The organism is Mucilaginibacter sp. SJ (assembly GCF_028993635.1).
Classification (GTDB): domain Bacteria; phylum Bacteroidota; class Bacteroidia; order Sphingobacteriales; family Sphingobacteriaceae; genus Mucilaginibacter.
Map to the genome: position 1 here is coordinate 5,614,299 of NZ_CP118631.1, position 20,408 is coordinate 5,634,706.

Sequence of the window (20,408 nt, forward strand, 5' to 3'; positions counted from 1 at the left end):
TATTATACGGATAAAAAATGGTATGGTTGGAGAATGTTAAATAAAATAAGCTTGGGGTACAGTTAATTTAAACTGTTATCCCCGAAGAAAGATATCAAACTTATGCAGGTAATACCGGCGTAATAGTTTGAATAAAAAGTCTGATCTATAGAACTGCTATAATGAGTCCGGATTAGGAATAAAATTCATAAAGGCCTGGAACTTGGCATAATAGTTTTGCATGTTTAACTGGTAATAATAAGCACCGCGTTTTGAGCCGGCTTTATCTTTATCGGCCAGTTTAATGAGCAAACCGGTTGCCAGCACCCTTTTACTGAAATTACGTTTATCAATGGTGGTATTAAACACGCTTTCATAAAGAGTTTGCAATTGCGGGATGGTAAACTTGGTGGGCAAAAGCTCAAACAGGATGGGGTGCATAGCTGCTTTGTAACGGATGCGTTTGCGGGCCTGCTCAACCATTTCCTGCTGGTCAAATATCAATTTAGGAGCACGTTTAAGCTGAAACCATTCGGCATGGTAATCATCACTGATCTGGGCTTCATATTTGTGGATATCAACCAATGCAAAGTATGCTACAGATACAGTACGCTCAATAGGATCACGCTGGGGCTGCCCAAAAGTATATAATTGTTCAAGGTACACGCCCTCCAAACCGGTTAATTGCTTTAAAATGCGGTTGGCACTTTGATCAAGGCTTTCATCTGGCTGAACAAAGCCACCCATCAGGCTCCAGTTTCCCTTTTCGGGTTGAAAGCCTCTTTTTATCAATAGGATTTTTAAAACTTCGCCATCAAAGCCAAAAATGATACAATCAACAGCTAATAATAACCTTGTTTGCTTGGAGTACTTGAGCATTTATAAACAGTAATAATTTTATGGTAAAAACAAATATAGAATAACATTCGATATAAGCTTGCAAATTTGCTGTGTTATACCCGTTAAAAAAGCATTAATTTACAATTGTTAGTCAAATGTGTAAATTAATTGTGCTTTTTACAATAATAATTGATGCTTATTCGTCTTTTATTCGCCCCATGCCGATATTACCAGCATGCGGTTGCCGCCGTGGTTACGGTGTTCGCACAAATAAATTCCCTGCCACATGCCTAAAGCCAGTCTTCCGTTGCGGATAGGAATAGTTACTGAACTGCCCAGCATCGCGGCTTTCAGGTGGGCAGGCATATCATCAGGACCTTCATCATCGTGTAAATAATCCGGGTCGTTTTCGGGTACGGTTTTACTGAAATACATTTCAAAATCATGCCTTACGGTTGGGTCGGCATTTTCATTAATGGTTAATGATGCCGAAGTATGCTGAATAAATACCTGGCAAATCCCGGTTTTTAACTCTTGTATTTGAGGCAATGCATTAACTATTTTGGCTGTGACGAGGTGAAAACCTCTTTTGCGCTCCCTAAGCTGAAGTATTTGCTGAAACATTTTCATAAACAGTTTGCTTTATAACAGTGTTGCAAACATATCTATAAAGATTGTTCCGTTTTGTTTTGAATAGTGTACCAATTAAAAATTGTATGCAGGTTTGCATTGCTTATGCAGCGATGGCCGGATTCAGACCACCGCTTTCGGCTGCGAACAGGCGATTAATGAAAGCCTTTATCTTTTCGATGAAACTTTTCCTGACCGGTTTTTCAATCATTTGAATTTGATCATCGTCCGGAGGCTTTGGGGTATCGGCATCCTGCATTTCTTCCAAAACAATTTCACGGATCTCAGGGTCACGGTTTACGATCTCATCCAGTTCGGTGAGCTCGTTAAAGGTGGCTATACCGTTTTTTTGCCGTTTAATAAGTATTTCAAAACGGTCCTGGTTGAAAGTACGCCTTTCCAGTTGTTTGCCGTGTCTCATGATATATACAGTAATCTTTATTAAGAACTCAAATTAAGTGCCATGTATTTATAGTATTGTTATTCAGTTAATTACAATTGTTTTCAATGCGGTAATGTGCATCGTTATGATACATTTATTGTTCGTTTTCGTGCAGGGGTATCTATTATTTAAATAGGTTTTGATGAGCAGTATTGGTACTTTGAATGTTAATATTTGTTAGTTATGCTTGGGCCAATAATGATTTTTATGACAATTGCTTTTGTATTTTTGAGTATAATTATCCTGACCGCTTTGGGAAGTATAGTAGGAATTGGTCATTGCTCGGGCCAATTGGGATAATGTTTTTCTATCTCTTAATGATCTGTAGTTTTACTTCAGAAAGTATAAGTTCAAAAAAGTTTTTGTTAGAATTATTGGAAACAGAATATGAATAATACAGGTTCGGGCCAACCCACAAAACAGATACAGGGCATGGCTCCCTTACTCCAGGTTTTTGATATGTCCGTTGCTTTAGGATTTTACCGTGATGTGCTGGGTTTTGAAATAGTACAGGCATCAGGCGAAGGTGACGATGTTGACTGGGTTTTATTGAAACTTAATAGTATAGAGCTGATGCTCAACACCGCCTACGAAAAACCGGGCCGTCCTCCAGGCCCCGATGAGCAGCGTGTTTCTGCCCATGCCGATACTTCACTTTATTTCGGCCACCCCGACATTGATATGCTATATAGCTATTTATTAAGTAAGGGCCTGCACCTTAAACAACCTCAAATTACAGGTTATGGCTGGAAAGCCATTTATCTGCTTGATCCGGATGGATATCTGTTGTGATTCCACTGGCCTGTACAATAATATTATAACCGCTCATAGTGAGATTCCGGCCCGTCTGCTGCAAGGGGAACTGTTCCGTAGAAAGTGAGTATTTTGCCTTCTATCCTGAAAAATGTGATGCTGTTTCTGGAGGTATCATTGTCATACATGATCTGCTCATGTGCATTGTCATATTTACGGGTACGGTAAGTGCCGCTGCTTATCAGGGTGTCTTTTTTAAAACGTTTGTAGGTACTGGCGGTAAAAACAATAATGTTGCCGTTGCCTGCCTTTATCGAATTAGGATCTTTAGGAGGCTCGCAGTAACAACTTGTACCGCGGTATTCCCATCTGCCAATCAATTGATCATCATTAGGAGTATTGTCTTTTCTACAGCCTAACAAAACGGCGAGTATGCCAAATAAAAACAGCTTTTTCATAGCATAAGGTTTATAATACTTTACGTTAATATCAGGCAAAACGCTACAAATTAACTTTGTTAGTAACACTTTCAATACACAATTTGCAGGCATCAATTAATTGATAACTTTGGTGTAAACCAATGTATTTCCTATAAAATTTATGAAGCAGCATAATTTATCAAGGCGCAGGTTTATTGGCAGCAGCGCACTTGTCGCAGCGGGGCTTTTAGCATTTTCAAAATCATCATTTGCGGGCGTGGTTTCAGGCCGTACTGATAAACCCAACTCGCTTATCAACGGCGTACAAATAGGCGTGATCACCTACTCATTCAGGAGTATGCCGGGCACAATTGAAGATTTACTGAGGTACTGTATCGACTGTAATATTAATGCCATTGAACTTATGGGTGATGCCGCCGAAATGTATGCCGGCGCCCCTAAACATGAAGCCGGCGAAGACTGGGCTGCATTTGGGAAAAAGATGGCCGAATGGCGTGCCTCTGCCCCAATGGATAAATTTAAGGAGATCAGGAAGATGTACCATGATGTCGGTGTCAATATTTATGCCTGGAAACCCAATGCTCTCGGTACTAAAAACAGCGATCCCGAAATTGATTATGCTTTTAATGCAGGGAAAGCTTTGGGTGTAAATCACGTAACTGTTGAGTTGCCTGATGAGGTTCAAACCAAACGCCTTGGTGATATAGCCGCCAAACATAAAATGATGGTTGGCTACCATGCCCACACCCAGGCCACGCCAACCCTTTGGGACGCGGCCCTGGCCCAGTCAAAGTATAACGGAATTAATTTGGATATCGGCCATTATGTGGCAGGTACCAGCAGCAGCCCCGTTCCCTTTATTGAAAAATATCATGACCGTATAACCAGTATGCACATCAAAGACCGTAAGTTTCATGACGGGCCCAATCAGCCCTGGGGGCAGGGCGATACTCCGATAAAGGAAGTGCTGCAGCTGCTTAAAAATAACCGCTATAAATTCCCGGCCACTATTGAGCTGGAGTACAAGATACCTGAAGGATCGGATGCGGTAAAGGAGGTGAAAATTTGCAGGCAGTTTGCTGCTGATGCACTGACATAAAGTATTGTATTAGTTTATCCGTGATTTGTAAATTTATATTTATTTGAATATAGATATGGATAACTCCCGTAAACTAAAGCTGGAATGGATTCCTGCTGCCTATAGCGGAATAGCAGAACATGGCTTTAACGATAAATCGGCTGATAAGCTTAAACAAACGCAACCTGTAAACGGGATTTATCAAAGCGGCAAAGGCTTTACAAAACACAAGGTTTACCGGCGGAAACCATAAGAAGTTGCTTTGCTGATGTTCGGCATATAAGCCTATCTTTATCAAATGGAATCTAAAATATTTTCATACAAGGCAGATGGCATTATACTTGCCCCGGTTGACGATCAGTTAAGTATCAGCCCCGTATTTGATCGCAAAGAACTGCTGAGCAAACTGAAGGACCTTTTTAACGATGATGACTATAAAGTTGATGAACGTGCCCTCGATTATAAAATTAAAGATGGCCAACTTTACATTGAAGGTGTAGTTATTAAACAGGCAGAGGCAAAGTCGATAGGATTTATGAGCGGGAAATAGGTAATGAAATATCTGACAATTTCAATTGCCAATTAATTGCCTAAAACTGGTAAAGGTTTCCCGTGTAACGGGTTTGGTATAATATGATTTTACATGTTGGTACTGCTTTGAACGGATAAGGTCTTTTGGAAGTATCGAGAACGTAGCGATATAGATTTCAATAGTTTTGCCTATCAGGTGGTGGATTTTCATAAACTCATCCGGCAATTCCCTCCCGCTGAATTCATATAAATATCAAGGAAAATGACATCCGAAAGCTCATCTTCATTTTGCAGATGTTGCCTGATATAGCGGATAGAATATTCAGCATCGGTGTTGTATGTAACAGAATCAAACGCAAGGTATTTATCCTGCATCCCTTTAATAATGGCAATATCTATTTGATTGTCATCAATGTATAAAAGCGTTTTGGCAAATTTAGGTTAGGTTTAGATCGTCACTAATATATAGCTAAAAGCTATATTAATAGTGCGGGAGTAGGCGATCTATTGATGTATTTGTATAGAGGTGAGAAAAGTATGGTGCTGTTAGTGTGTTGATTGTCAATTTTTTATATCATTATCCTTGGGCTATTTCCCAATATTCTACAATTTTATTTTAGGATAAAGTTACTAAGATAACAAGCAATTTAAGGGATGCAACGGTGAAAAACTACTTTCAAAGAACGGCGCTTAATGTTTTACAAAGTGCAGGCATATCTTTATAATGTTAAACTCTTTGCCTTTCAATCAAATGCTGGAAGTAGGGAAACGAACTCAGGAGGCAATCATTTTTGATGTGCTGGATTATCTTAAAGACGAATCCTTTCGTTTCGTAGGTGTGCCCCCTGGCCGAAGGCCCTGCTAACTCAAGATTTATTTATCCAATATAATTCGTGTATAGCTATAGTCAACTTTTCTTACTGCTACCGAACTATGTACAACAACCATTTGTTTAGGGTATTCGCTTGCGTAATAAGTATAATTATAGAGCTCTAACGCATTGCTGCTTATCCTGTTATTAACATAGGTATTAATGTCATTAAAGGCCTGGTATACAATGTAAATATTATCACGTGAGGCCCAAAATGAGCCGTGCTTTTTGTCGTAGATATAATCAAATTTAAAAGTAGGTTTTGCAGGGTTAGTGTTTTCATACTGGCTGCGGTTTGTTATATTCCCGTCTGCGTCGTATGTAAACATGTAATACTGGCCATTACCCTGAATTTTGTCGGCCAATCCATTACTATTTAAGGAGATAATAATACTATCCTTGCTGGCCGGGTAAGTATATACAACTTTTATAGTGTTAGCAAAATAAGTATAGTTTATTTTATTCCATGGGTAAGGCTTAGTCTTTGAACTATTTACCGCACTAACCTTTCCGTCGTTATAAGCTATGGTGTAATTAGTTGTATAATTTTCTGTGTAGCTTTTATAGTTAAAAATATGTTTTGTTAGCCGACGGGCGGAGTCATAAGTAAATGTTTCAGTTTGCGTTACCGGCGAAGGTGTAAGCAGGTAATTGGTTACCATTTTATTTACCAGGTATATGGTATCTTTCACCTTGATATCAACGTGTTTATTTGGAACGTTATCTTTTTTACAGCCAACAATTATACTCATTACCGTAACAAGTATAATAACGTGTTTGGGGTTCATAAGACTTTGAATTACAGGATGTTTTTATTATGAATGGAAATTTACATGAAGTTACATCAAAACGTTGGCGTTCGCAATAGATTTCCGTTGAAATAATTTCATTGGCTTTGGGAGCTTAAGAAGCTATTGATATTGCAGTAATTTGTCTCAATTTTTCTTCAATTCATTTCAAAGTGAGTTACGTTATGCTTTGTTATTTTAAAGCATTGTTTTTTTGGGTGGTATCCTTCTTTATCTTCAATTTTTCAATCAAGCCTGTTTACCTTGTAATTCAATGCTGCAGTTGTGCCTCCGGTTACGTCAATAGTAACGCCTGTAATCTGGCCAGCCAGATCTGATGCCAGGAAAACCGCGGTATTGGCAATATCGGCCATTAAGGGTAATTTTTTGAGCATGGTATCAGCTTCCATTTTTTTAAGGATAGGATCCATAACATCGGGCATGGTGTCAATGGCATTTTTAAACACGCGCGAATCGGGCGAGCCTCCCGATCGGATATTAACCACGCGGATGCCGTAAACACCCAGTTCGGATGCCAGTGTGCGCGAAAAGCTTTCAACACCGCTGCAAGCCGGACCAAAGCCACCTGTATGAGGATAGCCGATACCTCCCGGCGTAGCTGTAAGCGATAAAATTACGCCCGATTTTTGTTTCATCATCACCTTGACAGCTGCAATGGCCGTCATGAAGCGGGTTTGCATCGTAAGAGTAATCGGCTTTACAAAATCTTCGGCCGATATTTCGGTAAGCGGTACATTCTGCACCACATCAACTCCAACGGCGTTAAATGAAATATCAACTGTTCCTGCTCTGCTTACCATTTGCTGTAAATGCTGATCAATTGCTTTTTCATCAAATGCATCTACAATTGCTGTGTCAGCAAGGCCCCCTGAAGCAATAATTTCACCGGCTATTTTTTTAATTGACCCGGGATTAGGCCCGGTTAAAAATACGTGTGCCCCGGCGGCCGCCAGTGCCTTTGAAACAGCACCGCCTAATGAACCGCCTGCACCGTAAATTACCGCGTTTTTATTTTGGAGTATCATGATGGTAGTTTTATTTAAAAATAGTCTTATAAGATACCGAGCTATATAACAAACATAGGTGTAAATGATGTTCGAGAGAAGGAGTAAAGATGACAATTACTGGAAGGGTTTGGGACAGACGAGGGTAAATACCAAAGTAAATGCGTATGAACTTATCAGGTAAATTTAAGACCGAATAGAGGCTATTGAGCTATATTCTTTGCTTGATCAGGCTAAATGGTGTTTGATTACTTGTCATACTAACATCCGTCAAAGGGAGTCCGATGTCAACCAGCAAACAAATGTAAACGTTTATTTTTATAAGCTTCAGGCCATTTTGATAATATGCAGTTGCTTAATCTTAAGCCCCTGCCTTTTTCCTGATCCTTAACAAGCCATTGGCAGTAGTGGCGTAAATAACGCCTTTTGAATCCTGAACTATCTGGTAAATAGTAAAACCTGGCAGCGGCGAATTGTTGTTGTGGTAATTTTCCCAACCATTATTCAAGTCAAACCGGGCGATGCCCGATTCGTCTGTACCCAGCCACAAAACATGCTCAAACTTATCATACAACATGGTATTAACATGGTTAGCAGGCATGCCCGAGTTTTTATCATTATAATGCAGCCAGTTACCATTAAACTTTAGTACGGCTATACCTTCTTTATCACTATCATTTTCATCAGTTTGTTTATTACAATCAACCAGTGAGAAGTAAACATTTCCTTTTTCATCCTCTACCGCGCCCGAAATACTGGCATTTTTCAGCGGAGTGTTGTTAAGGCTGTTAAACGAGGTGATAACGCTTTTATCAATCATGATGGTGCCTTTTGACGTACCTATCCAAAGCCGTTTCTGACTATCTACATAAGCAAAAAGCACATTGCTCGAGGGCATTTCAGGCATCGATTTTTTGTTTATCACTACTACTTTATCTTTCCTTTTTACAACAAGACCGTTTTGGGTGGTGAAAAGTAATTCGCCATTGCGGCTGTTCAGCACCTGGTTAACCCCGCCTGCCAAAAACTGCTTAAAATCAAACAGCTGCCAGCCGCCGCTGCCGTACATAAATATTTTATTATCGTAATAAACCCATTTGTTATTATCCCTGTCGATGGTTACTTCCTTTATGTTGGCATCTGACGGGAATGGCGAATTATATTCATTAACCGGGATAAACGTTGTTCCCTCAAAGCGGGTCATCCCTTTTTCAGTAGCATACCATAACAGATCCGACTGATCCATAGCGGCTGATTTGCCGATGTTATCAACCAGGGGCGAGTTATATTTTGTCCATACCGTAAAGTCGTAGTTTTTTAATGATGGATTGGCGTAGGTAACGGTTTTATTGTAAATGGTTGGGTCGCCGGGCGGTTTCATTTCGGCAAGATCCATCCTTTGTACCTGGCCGTAAACGCCGCCGCTTATAAAGCGAAAGATCACATTTACAGATGAGGCTACCGGTTTGCCATCTACCTTGGCCGGCTTCCAGATGCAACCGTTCAGATAGGTGATCAACTCGTTAGTGAGGGCGCTTTTGCTTGCATCGTTATGGCTAAGCACACAGCTAAAACCCCGCTCATCCACCAAAACCTGGAACGTTATGGAACCGGTAGCTTCTTTTAGCAGATAACGGTTATTGATCCTCGCAGAAACAAAATCAATGGCAAGCTGGTCGCAACTGGCCTTTGGATCGCCGCAGTCCATGCAATAATTGGTGATATTGCACATCTCAACCTTTTGCAAAAAAAGATTTTGTGCAAACAGGGCCGATGGTAAAATAAAGATAAACAGGCAGATAAATAAAACTCTGCGGATTTTAGTTGGGGATAACAATGCCAGCATTACGCTTATAAATAAAAGAAAGCAAACCCGAAACTCCAAGCGAATGATAGTTAAATAATGTTAAACAAAGATACAAATCCTAAATGAGGATAATATGAAGCCTTTTGCATTTGACTTGCCTGCTATAAAACATTTAAAATATGATAAATGTTATTTTAAAACCAATTATCCTGGAGCACGGATTTATTACATTTTAGGTCCTTTAATATTTAATTAACATGAAAGTTGAAAAATCAAAGAGCGCCGAAGCGCAAATGCTGATTCGCAAGCCTGTTGCTGAAGTGTTTAACGCTTTTATTGATCCGTATGTTACCACGCAATTTTGGTTTACACAATCAACAGGTAAACTGGAAACCGGAAAACAAGTTATCTGGTCATGGGAAATGTATGGTGTATCATCGGTAGTGGTTCCGATAGTTATTAAAGAAAACGAATTGATCACCGTTGAATGGGGATCGCCTGCTACAACTGTTGATTTTAATTTTAAACCTATGGGCGTGGATGCTACCTATGTAGAGATTCAGAATTATGGGTTCAATCAAACGGGAGATGAATTAATTGCTGCTATCAAAGATTCTACAGGAGGTTTCACAACGGTATTAGATGGATTGAAAGCCTGGCTGGAGTACGGGATCCATTTAAATTTGGTGGAAGATAAATTCCCGCAAGGAAAGTAACAGCAGTTGTTTTTAGCACAGATACACTAAAATCTTTTACTTTTGCACCATGAGCTACGAAGAATTGAGTGAATACTTTAGTAATGTTACGTTACCCCAGGAATTAAGGCTTGACCGCGCTACAACTCAGCTCCATGTTGCCGATTTTGTTAAGCAATTATTGAAAAACATGAAAAACTATCCTGATAATTGGCGTCACCAATACCAGTTAATGAGGATCAAGAATGCCCTCGAAAATCCATATAACGGCCCGGAAATTCCAAGGTTTTAGATGTTCTGTTTAGGAAAATAAGTCGTTTTCGCCTAAATAACTCCTGATCATTTTTAAAATGGGTTCGCCCAGGTCTGTTGCTTTTGCATCACCAAAACTTTTTAACTGCGAAAGCTGGTTTAATGACCGTGGTAGCTTAGCAGTGATATCGCGTAGCATGTTTTCAGACACCAGCGTATGTTCGGGGATTTTACGTTCGAGGCTGGTTTCTTTACGCCAATTAAGTAATTGCTTGTATAATTCGGGATTAACAATTTCCTTCTCCTTTGGCAACGCTTTAGGGTTCCAGTTTTTATATACCGGTTTGTAACTTATCCCGGCCTCCTGTACCGATGATAAAACATCCCTGCCCGATGTGGCAATGGGCAGGCGTACAAATGCTGCCGTTTTTGCCTTCAGGTTAACTAATAAGTGATTTAAGCTGTCGTAAAACTCGGCAGGTGGATTAGTATTATTGATGGCAATATAAAAACCGTTAATGGCTTCTGTAAAAACATTTAATTTAGGCAGAAAATAATTGGCGGCATTTTTTAGTCTGCCTATAAATGGCGTGTTGTTCCAGATAAATTGGTCATCAGGTAAAGTGCCCAGTTCCTTCCTGATAAAACGGTCTCCAATAGTTTTAATTTCAGCTTCCCAGTTTTGATCAGTTTTATCGATGTTTTCGGATAATTGGCTGTTTTTAACTCCGCCGGCAAGCATGATGGTTTTAAGCTGTTTCCACGCACCTGTAAGCATCGAAAAATCAAAGATGTCTTTCATTTCTTCCAGCGCTATTTGTCGAATAGTGCTTTCAAGCAATTGTTCATCAGGCATGGAGATGGCCGCATTTTGCATAAAGCCGATGATTTCCGGATCGGTACGGATATTTTCGGGGCGTACAGGCGATTTCAGGATCATGCCCTCAAGCGAACGGCAACGACTTAGCGCAACATAAGCCTGCCCGAAAGCAAAGGCGGCGTCAACATCAATAACTGCTTTCTCAAAGGTAAGCCCCTGGCTTTTATGGATGGTGATTGCCCAGGCCAGCCTTAATGGATATTGACTAAACGAACCATTGTTCTGTTCATTTACCTTTTGCTCATCTTCGGCCAGGGCGTATTTTACATTTTGCCAGGTTTCGGGGATTACTTCAAACTCAGAGCCATCATCAAGAAAGGTTAAACGGATGTTGCCGGGGCCCATAGCCATGATACGCCCCGTGCGGCCATTATAATATTGCTTTTTACCCGAGCTGTCATTTTTAATGAACATCACCTGTGCGCCAACTTTCAAAACAAGCTCATCTTCGGCCGGGTAGGCATCTTTGGGAAAATCGCCGGTTACGGTGGCTTTAAAAGTGTGGGCTTCACCATCAAGCTCCATTAAGCGCTGCTGGTTAATTTCGTTAACCAATTGGTTATGGGTTGATAGGGTTACATAATCTTTAAGCCAGTTGGCATTCAGGTTAGGGTTATAATGCGCATTCAGTTTGTCAAGCATTTCGCTGTCTGCATAGCCATTCCTGATGCTATTCAATATTTCCACAAACACCGGGTCTTTTTGGCGGTAAACCTGTGTAAGCTCAAAAGTTAACACCGGGAATTTTTGAAATGCGAGACTATCAAAAAAATAAGGCCCTTTGTAAAAGTTTCTGAGTACCGGCCAGTCTTTTTCATAAACCGGGGGGAGCTGAAACAAATCGCCTATCATCAATAACTGTACACCGCCAAAAGGCCGCGTCGATCCTTTAACCTGGCGTAATACGGTATCAATATAATCGAGGGTATCGGCCCGTACCATACTGATCTCATCAATAATGAGCAGATCGAGGCATTTTAATATGTTTGACTTTTCGAGGCTGACCTGTCTGAGCAGGGTGTTTTGGTTGTTATGATCGGTTACAGGTACCTGCGGCCCAAAAGGCACCTGAAAAAAAGAATGAATAGTTACCCCGCCTGCATTAATAGCTGCCACGGCGGTAGGGGCTACAACTGCCAGGTTTTTGGTAACGTTTGCTCTGATCCAGCGAAGAAAAGTGGTTTTACCGGTACCTGCCTTACCTGTTAAAAATATCGGCCTGTTAGTATTTTCAATAAATTTAAGGACGAGTTCATGAAAAGGCTCCAACACCATACACTGTTATATTATCGCTTCCCGGATCAGGAATTATCTTCAAATTTAATAATTAGGCGCGATAGTGCGGGAAACTGTTTGTCAACATATCAGAAAACAACTTTAAATAGACCCAAGCGGATAAATTAAGTGCTTTTTTTGCCTTCTTTTAAGTGCCTGTTTCTTAAACAGACATCAATTGCAAACTATAACAGGTCTGGCGCCTGGTGTAAACAATTGATTAAAAGTGTGTTAAATTTAACGTTCGAAATTTCAAAAAATATTTTGCCAGCACCTGGTGGAAGTTATATATTTGCGGCCACCAACGCGAAAGTAGCTCAGTTGGTAGAGCACGACCTTGCCAAGGTCGGGGTCGCGAGTTCGAATCTCGTCTTTCGCTCTCAAGCCTTTCCTGTTCAGGGAGAGGCTTTTTTATACCTCTATATTATCCATTCAACCACTCCGGCGGAGGAATAATTGGAGATCAGGCAGAAATTTGAAATGCTCAAATTAGTCGATAAATTAACCCAAAGCAACAGCGGCGTTTTTACTGCTTCCAATTGGGTTGAGATCATTTTAATAAAAGCCTATCTGTAACAATATCAATACAATAAAGATAGATTAATAGTGGCTGGGCAAGGCAGCGCTATGACAGGGTTAATTCTTCCCCGGTTCGGGAAAGTTTATATACGCTAATTAAGCCTATAGGCGGGTATAAAAGTTAGTTTACCTGTAAAAACTCCCGTGTTATTTCAGGAAAAAGTTTTGCGGTAGCTGTACCAGCGGATAACTTTTAATAGCTCATCTTCTGAAATAATATTATTGCCTGTGGGCTGAAAAGCCAGTTCTTTATCCAGTATTGTGGCCCGCAATGATTGGGACGAACCCGGACTGGTTTGTGTTTCCGGTTCGAAAACGCAGACGCTGCTGCCTGAACCGGGAATTAAGATAACGTCGACCCCATCTACGGAGTTCAGTAAATAATTTTGATCCATGCTATACCTTTTGCAAAAAGTATACCTGTTTAGTAACTATCTCTATCAACGGGGATGACCGAAAAATAAAATATAACCATCAACGTCTTCCAATTCAAAGCCGCGCAAGCCATCAGGAGTATTTTGTAGCGGTATAGTGAAATTAACACCGCGCAATATAAACTCTGAGGCGAGCGTATCCGGGTCAGGTACACTAACATAGGCGTCCCACCGGGCGTCCGGGGCTTGCTTGTAGTTCGGAAGCGGGTCCCCGTTTACAGATTTCAGGAAGATCATTGCCCCACCCCGCTGCACAATAGCAAAAAACGGATCGTGATCCGGCTCCTGGAAAACGGTATCAAAGCCGAGTTTCTCCCGATAAAAGGATATTGCCGTTGTGACATTGCGTACAATGAAGAATGGAGCAATGCCGGCTACATGTGGCTGATTCATAAGGTGATTTTACAAGACTGCAGATATAAATATATGAAGCAGACAGCGGATTGACAATAAAAAGAACTTCAATTTTATGACTGTTGGTCCGTTAAAAATAACTCCTGATCGGTAACCCGCTGGCTAACGTCGATTTATCAGTTATTGGCAGAGGAAGCTGAGTGAGTGTTCAGTATATTTGTTTTAAGAAGGGTCGTTTTTGATGATCGGCTTCGGTTTTATATTAAAACGATTATAACCTGTTTCTCTAACTGTAAACCGTATGAAAAAAGTCGCATGTACCTCAGGCTTTAAAGCTTTAATATTAAGTCGGATCAAATTGCTCAGCTTGAGCTTTTTGTGGCTCCCAATAGTTTTAGCTGCAAACAAATGCCAAGCCCAAGCCCAGACCACGCCTAAGCGGTCATTGCTCGCGCTTTCCAAAAGTGATCATACCCTGTCAATCATCGACCCTGTTACGCTGAAGGTTATCGCGATTGCTCCGGTAGGTTCCGATCCTCATGAAGTTATAGCCTCTGCCGATGGAAAGACAGCTTATGTTTCCATCTACGGCGGCGGAAGTCTGCACGAATTAAGTGTGGTTGATCTCGTGGCACAAAAAGCCATGCCCGCTATAGATACTAAACCGCTAATAGGGCCGCACGGGCTAACATTTGCCGGGGGAAAAGTATGGTTCTCTGCGGAGGGTGCTAAAGCTGTTGGCCGTTACGACCCTGCTACCGGTAAGTTTGACTTGGCCATGGGAACGGGCCAGAACAGAACGCACATGATCTATGTAACCAACGATGAGAAAAAGGTGTTCACCACAAATGTTTCATCGGCTACTGTAAGTATTTTGGAGGACAGCCTGATGAAGCCAATGGGGCCTCCGGGCGGCGGAGCTCCTCCTGCTGGTGCGGCAACTCCGCCCGGGTTCGCGCCTCCGGCACGTCATGACTGGGTACAGACCGTTATCCCGGTGGCTAAAGGCTCCGAGGGTTTTGACGTATCGCCCGATGGCCATGAATTATGGACTGCAGGTGCTGATGACGGCAATATTTCAATCATCGATATCGTTGCCAAAAAGGTAACTTCTACAATTGATGCAAAGGTGGCGGGTGCCAACCGGCTTAAGTTCACGCCGGATGGTAAACGTGTTCTGATTACGAGCCTCCGCACTGGCGATCTGTTTATTTTTGATGCAGTGTCACATCTGGAGTTGAAACGTATAAATACAGGCCATGGTGCCGCTGGTATCCTGGTTGATGACGATGGATCGCGTGCATTTATCGGCTGTACCGGCGATAATTATGTGGCGGTGATCGATCTCAATAAATTAGAGGTGACCGGGCATATCGAGGTTCGTGGCGCTGATGGTTTGGCGTGGGCGGTTAGGCGTTAGTATTGTGGACCGGAATCTTCCAAAGGTCTCCTGATTTTCCAGGAAACCTTTGAACTGAGAAAGGAGTTAAATCATAACTGTCCTGTCAAAACTGGTAACTAAGCCCGCCCTGAAATATGAATGAATTTTGCTTATAGGAGATATTCGCTACACGGTCATTAAGTTTCGCGAACCCTTCAAACGGCACTTTCTGATCCATATTGAATGTTTCCAGCCTCTGCATAAAGGTGTGGCCGGCCACCGCGGTGAATTTCCACCTTCTGCCTAATGTGAAGTCATAGAGAAGCCCTGCGCTGTTTTGGCGTAAATGCAGGTACTGTGGTTGCTCATTAGTGTTAAGGCGGTACATACTTCCATCAATTGCCATAGTTACACCTAACGACTGCGAGCTTGAAAGCCTGCGTTTTAAGGATGCCCTTGAAGGTAAAACAGCGGTAAAATTCCAGTTATCATTAATAGTCCAGTCAAAATCAGGAAGGGGTAACAAAAACTGCCCCGAATAGTTACGGGTATACACCAGTGTTACACCCCATTTAAAAGATTTACTTGAACGGAACCCGATACGTACACCAAGTGTGTATAAGATATCGTTGGCCTCAATGCCGCGTTTAAAATCTGAACCGGCAGTGGCTAAACCTATAAATGAAATTGTTTTGGCGCGCGAAAGCGAATAATTGAGCAATAGGGGAACGGTGACTGAATGAAAAGCATTTTCTCCGATTTTTTCCTCGTTTGACAGGAACAAGCCCCGGTAACGGACGCCGGTTTTTACCAAAACTGAGTTTACAGAAGAAAAGTCCTTATAAACGGGAACGCCAATATCTACAATTGGCTGCTGCGTGGTTATGGTGTTGTTGTTTACTTTAACAGGGGTAACAATGTCGGTTACGTTAACACCGCCGAGGAAGGGGGAGGTGGTTAAAAACTTTTTATGTTTTGCGGTATCCGGGCTTTGGCAGTAGGAAAGTACAGGCAATAAAAGTCCTGTCAGAAGAAAAAAGCATTTTTTCATGTCTGTTAATTTGTTTAAGAAAGTTTATAGGAGATGAGGTTGATTACATGGGGGTAACTATTGAAATTAGTTTTTTCATGAGGTTGTCGAACTGTTTTTTCTCTCCCTCGGTAAACTTTGCAGCCAAAGCTGTATCAAATTTTTCAAGCACAGCATCGGCCTGAACGGAGAGTTCTTGACCATAGCCGGTTAACTCTACACGGGTTTTTCGTTTATCGCTGATGTCCTGTTCTACCTTCACCATATCGTTTTTAAGCAAAAAGGATATGGTTCTGTTAACCGATGCTTTATCCCGTTGCAAACCATAACAGATTTCCTGTTGAGATGCCGGGCCGGAGTAATAAAGGCTTAGCAGGACCTGCAGCTGATCCAATTCCAGGGGGAAACCCTGGTCGCGGAAAACTTTATCACATTCCCGGCGTAACCTATTTGAAGCCGCCCCAATCTGAGCGATCATATAAGGTGGCAAAGGGTTGCCATTATTCTTATCCATAATACAAATGTAAACAATTGGTTGATATATCAACCAATTGTTTTGAAAATAATTTAAATAATCAAAGGGGGTAAGTAAAGGACAGTTAAGTATCATTTTATTAGCATATTGCTATACCAATTATTTTACTGTAAACCCAAATTATGATAAAAAAACCTGCCTCTATAGTCAAACTGGCTGCCCTGATTTTATTACTGTTGTTTTCATTTACACAAGTTAACCTATACGCTGCCGTAAAGCGAACCCGCATAGTGAACCTGCAGGTGGAATATACTGACCATCCTATTGGGATTGATGTTAAACTGCCCCGGTTTAGCTGGCAGATGCTGGCCCCTGAAGGATCGAGAGGCTATAGCCAGGTTGCTTATCAGATCACCGTAAAAGATGCACAGGGAAAAGTGATATGGAATAGCTCCAGGATAAAAAGCGGAACAGCCTTAGCGGTGGTTTATGCAGGCCCGCCCCTTAAAGCTACAACACGGTATAACTGGACAGTGAGCGTATGGGATCAAACCGGCGGTGTTTCTTCTGCGGGTTCCTGGTTCGAAACAGGGCTTATGGACACTGGGATGTCGGCCTGGGATGGCGCGCAATGGATAGGGGGAGGAGATAATGACCTGGTGCTGTATGCGCATTACCTGCCGCTATATAACCTGAAATATAAAGTGGCTATCGCTTCCGGCAGTTCCAGGGCAAGTATAATCTTTGCGGCTAATGATCCAAGGTTAATGGACAGTAACAGGAACGTTTTCCAGCTTGCCAACAAAAAGAACCAGTCGTACTTTAAGGTTGAGCTGGATATTTCAGGTCTGGATCAGGGAGGCAATGCACGGATCAATGTGTATAGAGCGGGGTATTCAGAAAAAGATACATTGGGTAAAGTATTTAAAAGCTTCCCAATAAAAACCGACCTGATTGGCAACAGCAACAAAAATAAACAGCACTCAATACTGATCCATAATGAGTTTGGTACGCTTACATTTGCTGTTGATAATGATAAAACATTTCTTGCCGATGAAAAAAGCGGCACAGCCGTAGCCAGGCCCCTACCGGCAAACCGCGGAGCGGTGATAACGCTTAACCCGCTTGGCGCGGGAGGAGATGTTGTATCTTATGGAATGTTAGGTGAAATAGGCTTTTCTGCAGATCAGAACCAGAAAGCTGAATTTTCCGATCTTACTGTGTCAAATATCAGGTCGCCGCGCAATGCTTTATTCAATGAAAAACCCGAAGAAAATAATTACAGCGGAATTTTTAAAGAAGCCGCTGCTGCGCCTGCCTCCGGCTTGGTTGTAAAAAATGGAAAATATGAAGTAAGTGGTGGAAGTGCCGGGGCATTCATCCTTGCCGATCCCAGTCACAATGCTATGCCCATGCTGCGGTCGGTTTTTAATGCTGATAAAAGTATTTCAAAGGCAAGGCTTTATGTAACGGCAAGGGGGATTTATGAAATCTATCTTAACGGCAAACGGGTAGGCAACGACTATTACAATCCCGGCCTAACCCAGTATAACAAAACCCACCTTTACCAAACCTATGATGTTACCAACATGATAGGGAAAGGTAAAAATGCTATCGGGGCTATGCTTGGTGAAGGCTGGTGGAGCGGATTGTTAAGCTATGGCTCCGTTTGGAACCATTTTGGCGACAGGCAATCTTTATTGGCCAAACTGGTAATTACTTATGCCGATGGTTCGGAGGAAGTGATCAAAACTGACGACAAAAACTGGAAATACTTTAATCGTGGTCCTGTTGTTTACAGCAGCCTGGATATGGGCGAGATTGATGATGCCACCCGTGAGGCTGCTGTTAAAGATTGGAGTACGGTAAGCTACAAAGACCACGACTGGCAAAAAGTAGAGGAGGTGCCATTAAAAGGCACAACATATACAGGTGATGACGTTGATTACTTCGGAAAAAAGATTCCTCTTGATTTTGATCATCTTTCGTTTATTGGGCAGATCGGTACTTCGGCAGGGATCTATAAAACCCTTACTGCAAAAGCAGTGAAGGAAGTTAGAAAAGGCGTTTATGTTTATGACATGGGGCAAAACTTTGTGGGCGTACCTAAGATCCGCATCAAAAATGGTATCGCGGGGAAAAAACTAACCCTGCGCTATGCTGAGATCATGTACCCCAACCTGAAAGAGTCTGGTAAAAATGTAGGCATGATCATGACCGAAAATTACCGCGCAGCTTTAAGTCAGGACATTTATGTCATGAAAGATGGGGACCAGGTGATCCAACCGCATTTTACTTCGCACGGATATCAGTATATTGAAATTACCGGTATTGATAGCCCGCTGCCCCTTAGTGATGTGCAGGGCCTGGCAATCAGCTCTGTCAAAAAATTAACTGCCGATTATGCAACTTCAAATCCGAAAGTGAACAAACTATGGTCGAACCTCACCTGGTCAAATATCGATAACTTCCTCACCATACCAACAGATTGTCCGCAAAGGAATGAACGCATGGGCTGGTCGGGCGATATCAGTATCTTTTCGCGCACTGCCACTTATGTATCCAATGCCGATCAATTTCTGCGCAGGCACATGCTGGCCATGCGTGATCTGCAAACCGGGCAGGGAAGATTTACCGATATAGCCCCCGTTGGCGGTGGATTTGGCGGTGTGATCTGGGGAAGTGCAGGCATCACCGTGGCTTGGGAAACTTACCAGCAATATAATGATGTATCACTGCTTGCCGAACATTATGATGCCATGTGCAGGTATATGGATTACATCGACTCAACTATTGATCCTAAAACCGGTTTTAGTACGGACGGTGTGTTGGGCGACTGGCTTGGGCCACAATATATGCAGCTTGGCACTGCTTTCCCGGTTACGGCCTATCATGTTTATGATTTGGGCATTATGACAAAGGTGGCCGCTATTTTAGGAAAGAAAGATGATGCTGAGAAATTCAGGAAAAAATATGAAGAGCGAAAAGCCTTCTTCAACAAAACATTTGTTAACGCCGATAAAAAGGCGGTAGGCCTCATCGGCGGCGGGATGTTTGGCGAACCTGGAAAAAAAGAGTTTAAAGTTTCGGATACGCAAACCGCCTATGCAACAGGTTTGGCACTTGGCGTATTTAGCAACGAAAATATCAGTTATATGGCAAAGAACCTTGAGGCTACCGTTGAACGCGAAAATAAGGACGATCAGGGAATTGTTCGCCCGGCTTATTCGCTCATGACCGGGTTTGTAGGCACAGGGGGTATCAGTAAAGCGCTTTCAGATCATGGGCACTCGGACCTTGCTTATAAAATGCTACAGAATGAGCATTACCCATCATGGCTGTATGCCATTGATCAGGGAGCTACAACCATTTGGGAAAGGCTAAACGGGTATACTGTTGAAAATGGCTTTGGCGGAAATAACAGCATGAATTCTTTTAACCACTATTCATTTGGCGCTATTGGTCAATGGATGATTGCTTATTCTATCGGGATCCAGCGGGATGAACCTGGTTTTAAGAAATTTATTTTGCAGCCTGAGCCCGACCCAACCGGGAAGATGACCTGGGCTAAAGGATTTTATGATTCGCCTTATGGGCGCATAAACAGCAACTGGTCGGTAAGCGGTAAAACATTAACCTATGATGCAACTGTTCCGGCGAATACTACGGCTACATTGTTTCTTCCGGCAGTTATTGTTAAAGGTATAACTGAAGGCGGGAAGCCTGTAGCAGGTGCAAAGGGCGTCATCTTTATCAGGTTTGAAGGGAACAAAGCAGTTTATCGTTTGATGCCGGGAGCTTACCGGTTTAAATCAAGCTTATAACGCTGCGTCGAAGTAATTTTGGAAGTATTGATTGCCATGATCATG

General features: G+C 42.1%; 21 protein-coding genes and 1 tRNA gene. 9 read left to right on the forward strand and 13 right to left on the reverse strand.

The genetic code is table 11. The features are described from left to right. Positions 1–156 precede the first annotated feature (156 nt). The 3 genes from MusilaSJ_RS23380 to MusilaSJ_RS23390 all read right to left on the reverse strand — a co-directional run bounded on the left by MusilaSJ_RS23380 (position 157) and on the right by MusilaSJ_RS23390 (position 1,870). Positions 157–858: an NUDIX hydrolase gene (locus MusilaSJ_RS23380; protein ID WP_090533328.1), complete on the reverse strand. Its 702-nt coding sequence runs from the start codon at positions 856–858 to the stop codon at positions 157–159. 168 nt (positions 859–1,026) lie between these two features. After that, complete coding sequence (locus MusilaSJ_RS23385) at positions 1,027–1,449, reverse strand: secondary thiamine-phosphate synthase enzyme YjbQ (protein ID WP_274987180.1); 423 nt, start codon at positions 1,447–1,449, stop codon at positions 1,027–1,029. 103 nt (positions 1,450–1,552) lie between these two features. Beyond that, complete coding sequence (locus MusilaSJ_RS23390; RefSeq protein WP_274987181.1) at positions 1,553–1,870, reverse strand: hypothetical protein; 318 nt, start codon at positions 1,868–1,870, stop codon at positions 1,553–1,555. Between the two features lie 453 nt (positions 1,871–2,323). On the opposite strand from MusilaSJ_RS23390, the gene MusilaSJ_RS23395 reads away from it, so the two are divergent. After that, the gene (locus MusilaSJ_RS23395; RefSeq protein WP_274987182.1) at positions 2,324–2,683 is read left to right on the forward strand and encodes a VOC family protein; all 360 of its coding nucleotides are present in this window, start codon (positions 2,324–2,326) and stop codon (positions 2,681–2,683) included. A gap of 23 nt (positions 2,684–2,706) precedes the next feature. Here MusilaSJ_RS23395 and MusilaSJ_RS23400 read toward each other — a convergent pair whose 3' ends face one another. Next, positions 2,707–3,102 (reverse strand): hypothetical protein, encoded by a 396-nt coding sequence (locus tag MusilaSJ_RS23400; protein ID WP_274987183.1) that lies wholly within the window; start codon positions 3,100–3,102, stop codon positions 2,707–2,709. Between the two features lie 142 nt (positions 3,103–3,244). Between MusilaSJ_RS23400 and MusilaSJ_RS23405 the strand changes: the two genes are divergently transcribed. Genes MusilaSJ_RS23405 through MusilaSJ_RS23415 form a run of 3 tightly spaced genes read left to right on the forward strand, consistent with a single transcriptional unit; the run spans position 3,245 to position 4,712 of the window. Next, on the forward strand, positions 3,245–4,183 hold the full coding sequence (locus MusilaSJ_RS23405; protein WP_274987184.1) for a sugar phosphate isomerase/epimerase family protein: 939 nt from the start codon (positions 3,245–3,247) through the stop codon (positions 4,181–4,183). Positions 4,184–4,238: 55 nt separating this feature from the next. Beyond that, the gene (locus MusilaSJ_RS23410) at positions 4,239–4,415 is read left to right on the forward strand and encodes a hypothetical protein (RefSeq protein ID WP_274987185.1); all 177 of its coding nucleotides are present in this window, start codon (positions 4,239–4,241) and stop codon (positions 4,413–4,415) included. 45 nt (positions 4,416–4,460) lie between these two features. Continuing rightward, complete coding sequence (locus MusilaSJ_RS23415) at positions 4,461–4,712, forward strand: hypothetical protein (protein ID WP_274987186.1); 252 nt, start codon at positions 4,461–4,463, stop codon at positions 4,710–4,712. Positions 4,713–4,733: 21 nt separating this feature from the next. Here the strand turns inward: MusilaSJ_RS23415 and MusilaSJ_RS23420 are convergent, their stop codons facing one another. From MusilaSJ_RS23420 to MusilaSJ_RS23435, 4 genes are all read right to left on the reverse strand, one after another. Beyond that, positions 4,734–4,904: a hypothetical protein gene (locus MusilaSJ_RS23420; RefSeq protein ID WP_274987187.1), complete on the reverse strand. Its 171-nt coding sequence runs from the start codon at positions 4,902–4,904 to the stop codon at positions 4,734–4,736. A gap of 662 nt (positions 4,905–5,566) precedes the next feature. Further along, complete coding sequence (locus MusilaSJ_RS23425; protein WP_274987188.1) at positions 5,567–6,352, reverse strand: hypothetical protein; 786 nt, start codon at positions 6,350–6,352, stop codon at positions 5,567–5,569. Positions 6,353–6,597: 245 nt separating this feature from the next. Beyond that, entirely contained in the window at positions 6,598–7,398 is an 801-nt protein-coding gene (locus tag MusilaSJ_RS23430; RefSeq protein ID WP_274987189.1) for an SDR family NAD(P)-dependent oxidoreductase, read from the reverse strand. Between the two features lie 340 nt (positions 7,399–7,738). Continuing rightward, on the reverse strand, positions 7,739–9,223 hold the full coding sequence (locus MusilaSJ_RS23435) for a ligand-binding sensor domain-containing protein (RefSeq protein WP_274987190.1): 1,485 nt from the start codon (positions 9,221–9,223) through the stop codon (positions 7,739–7,741). Positions 9,224–9,441: 218 nt separating this feature from the next. Here MusilaSJ_RS23435 and MusilaSJ_RS23440 point away from each other — a divergent pair, with 218 nt between their 5' ends. Further along, positions 9,442–9,900 carry an SRPBCC family protein gene (locus MusilaSJ_RS23440; protein ID WP_274987191.1) on the forward strand — a complete coding sequence of 153 codons (459 nt, stop codon included), beginning with the start codon at positions 9,442–9,444 and terminating at the stop codon, positions 9,898–9,900. A 49-nt stretch (positions 9,901–9,949) separates the two neighbouring features. Then, positions 9,950–10,171, forward strand: a complete 222-nt coding sequence (locus MusilaSJ_RS23445) for a DUF6965 family protein (protein ID WP_112653808.1) — start codon at positions 9,950–9,952, stop codon at positions 10,169–10,171. A 9-nt stretch (positions 10,172–10,180) separates the two neighbouring features. On the opposite strand, the gene MusilaSJ_RS23450 is transcribed toward MusilaSJ_RS23445, so the two are convergent. Then, a complete protein-coding gene (locus tag MusilaSJ_RS23450; RefSeq protein WP_274987192.1) occupies positions 10,181–12,286 on the reverse strand; it encodes an AAA family ATPase in 2,106 nt (701 codons plus the stop codon). 306 nt (positions 12,287–12,592) lie between these two features. On the opposite strand from MusilaSJ_RS23450, the gene MusilaSJ_RS23455 reads away from it, so the two are divergent. Beyond that, positions 12,593–12,665, forward strand: a tRNA-Gly gene (locus MusilaSJ_RS23455). A gap of 352 nt (positions 12,666–13,017) precedes the next feature. Here MusilaSJ_RS23455 and MusilaSJ_RS23460 read toward each other — a convergent pair. Together MusilaSJ_RS23460 and MusilaSJ_RS23465 are read right to left on the reverse strand one after the other, a co-directional pair. Next, complete coding sequence (locus MusilaSJ_RS23460; protein WP_274987193.1) at positions 13,018–13,260, reverse strand: hypothetical protein; 243 nt, start codon at positions 13,258–13,260, stop codon at positions 13,018–13,020. A gap of 45 nt (positions 13,261–13,305) precedes the next feature. Continuing rightward, the gene (locus MusilaSJ_RS23465) at positions 13,306–13,692 is read right to left on the reverse strand and encodes a VOC family protein (protein WP_274987194.1); all 387 of its coding nucleotides are present in this window, start codon (positions 13,690–13,692) and stop codon (positions 13,306–13,308) included. Between the two features lie 262 nt (positions 13,693–13,954). On the opposite strand from MusilaSJ_RS23465, the gene MusilaSJ_RS23470 reads away from it, so the two are divergent. Then, positions 13,955–15,073, forward strand: coding sequence for a YncE family protein (locus tag MusilaSJ_RS23470; protein WP_274987195.1), 1,119 nt, complete (start codon positions 13,955–13,957; stop codon positions 15,071–15,073). An 85-nt stretch (positions 15,074–15,158) separates the two neighbouring features. Here the strand turns inward: MusilaSJ_RS23470 and MusilaSJ_RS23475 are convergent, their stop codons facing one another. Together MusilaSJ_RS23475 and MusilaSJ_RS23480 are read right to left on the reverse strand one after the other, a co-directional pair. Further along, complete coding sequence (locus tag MusilaSJ_RS23475) at positions 15,159–16,085, reverse strand: DUF6268 family outer membrane beta-barrel protein (protein WP_274987196.1); 927 nt, start codon at positions 16,083–16,085, stop codon at positions 15,159–15,161. A 43-nt stretch (positions 16,086–16,128) separates the two neighbouring features. Next, positions 16,129–16,578 carry a MarR family winged helix-turn-helix transcriptional regulator gene (locus tag MusilaSJ_RS23480; RefSeq protein ID WP_274987197.1) on the reverse strand — a complete coding sequence of 150 codons (450 nt, stop codon included), beginning with the start codon at positions 16,576–16,578 and terminating at the stop codon, positions 16,129–16,131. A gap of 143 nt (positions 16,579–16,721) precedes the next feature. Between MusilaSJ_RS23480 and MusilaSJ_RS23485 the strand changes: the two genes are divergently transcribed. Next, a complete protein-coding gene (locus tag MusilaSJ_RS23485; RefSeq protein ID WP_274987198.1) occupies positions 16,722–20,363 on the forward strand; it encodes a family 78 glycoside hydrolase catalytic domain in 3,642 nt (1,213 codons plus the stop codon). Positions 20,364–20,408: the final 45 nt, after the last annotated feature.

Bases quoted from the DNA above. Each gene is read 5' to 3' on its own strand.
- MusilaSJ_RS23475 (WP_274987196.1), bottom strand. From the start codon at position 16,085: ATGAAAAAATGCTTTTTTCTTCTGACAGGACTTTTATTGCCTGTACTT.
- MusilaSJ_RS23470 (WP_274987195.1), top strand. From the start codon at position 13,955: ATGAAAAAAGTCGCATGTACCTCAGGCTTTAAAGCTTTAATATTAAGT.
- MusilaSJ_RS23430 (WP_274987189.1), bottom strand. From the start codon at position 7,398: ATGATACTCCAAAATAAAAACGCGGTAATTTACGGTGCAGGCGGTTCA.
- MusilaSJ_RS23480 (WP_274987197.1), bottom strand. From the start codon at position 16,578: ATGGATAAGAATAATGGCAACCCTTTGCCACCTTATATGATCGCTCAG.
- MusilaSJ_RS23380 (WP_090533328.1), bottom strand. From the start codon at position 858: ATGCTCAAGTACTCCAAGCAAACAAGGTTATTATTAGCTGTTGATTGT.
- MusilaSJ_RS23385 (WP_274987180.1), bottom strand. From the start codon at position 1,449: ATGAAAATGTTTCAGCAAATACTTCAGCTTAGGGAGCGCAAAAGAGGT.
- MusilaSJ_RS23465 (WP_274987194.1), bottom strand. From the start codon at position 13,692: ATGAATCAGCCACATGTAGCCGGCATTGCTCCATTCTTCATTGTACGC.
- MusilaSJ_RS23445 (WP_112653808.1), top strand. From the start codon at position 9,950: ATGAGCTACGAAGAATTGAGTGAATACTTTAGTAATGTTACGTTACCC.
- MusilaSJ_RS23390 (WP_274987181.1), bottom strand. From the start codon at position 1,870: ATGAGACACGGCAAACAACTGGAAAGGCGTACTTTCAACCAGGACCGT.
- MusilaSJ_RS23400 (WP_274987183.1), bottom strand. From the start codon at position 3,102: ATGAAAAAGCTGTTTTTATTTGGCATACTCGCCGTTTTGTTAGGCTGT.
- MusilaSJ_RS23460 (WP_274987193.1), bottom strand. From the start codon at position 13,260: ATGGATCAAAATTATTTACTGAACTCCGTAGATGGGGTCGACGTTATC.
- MusilaSJ_RS23420 (WP_274987187.1), bottom strand. From the start codon at position 4,904: ATGAAAATCCACCACCTGATAGGCAAAACTATTGAAATCTATATCGCT.
- MusilaSJ_RS23440 (WP_274987191.1), top strand. From the start codon at position 9,442: ATGAAAGTTGAAAAATCAAAGAGCGCCGAAGCGCAAATGCTGATTCGC.
- MusilaSJ_RS23410 (WP_274987185.1), top strand. From the start codon at position 4,239: ATGGATAACTCCCGTAAACTAAAGCTGGAATGGATTCCTGCTGCCTAT.
- MusilaSJ_RS23450 (WP_274987192.1), bottom strand. From the start codon at position 12,286: ATGGTGTTGGAGCCTTTTCATGAACTCGTCCTTAAATTTATTGAAAAT.
- MusilaSJ_RS23415 (WP_274987186.1), top strand. From the start codon at position 4,461: ATGGAATCTAAAATATTTTCATACAAGGCAGATGGCATTATACTTGCC.
- MusilaSJ_RS23395 (WP_274987182.1), top strand. From the start codon at position 2,324: ATGGCTCCCTTACTCCAGGTTTTTGATATGTCCGTTGCTTTAGGATTT.
- MusilaSJ_RS23425 (WP_274987188.1), bottom strand. From the start codon at position 6,352: ATGAACCCCAAACACGTTATTATACTTGTTACGGTAATGAGTATAATT.
- MusilaSJ_RS23405 (WP_274987184.1), top strand. From the start codon at position 3,245: ATGAAGCAGCATAATTTATCAAGGCGCAGGTTTATTGGCAGCAGCGCA.
- MusilaSJ_RS23435 (WP_274987190.1), bottom strand. From the start codon at position 9,223: ATGCTGGCATTGTTATCCCCAACTAAAATCCGCAGAGTTTTATTTATC.
- MusilaSJ_RS23485 (WP_274987198.1), top strand. From the start codon at position 16,722: ATGATAAAAAAACCTGCCTCTATAGTCAAACTGGCTGCCCTGATTTTA.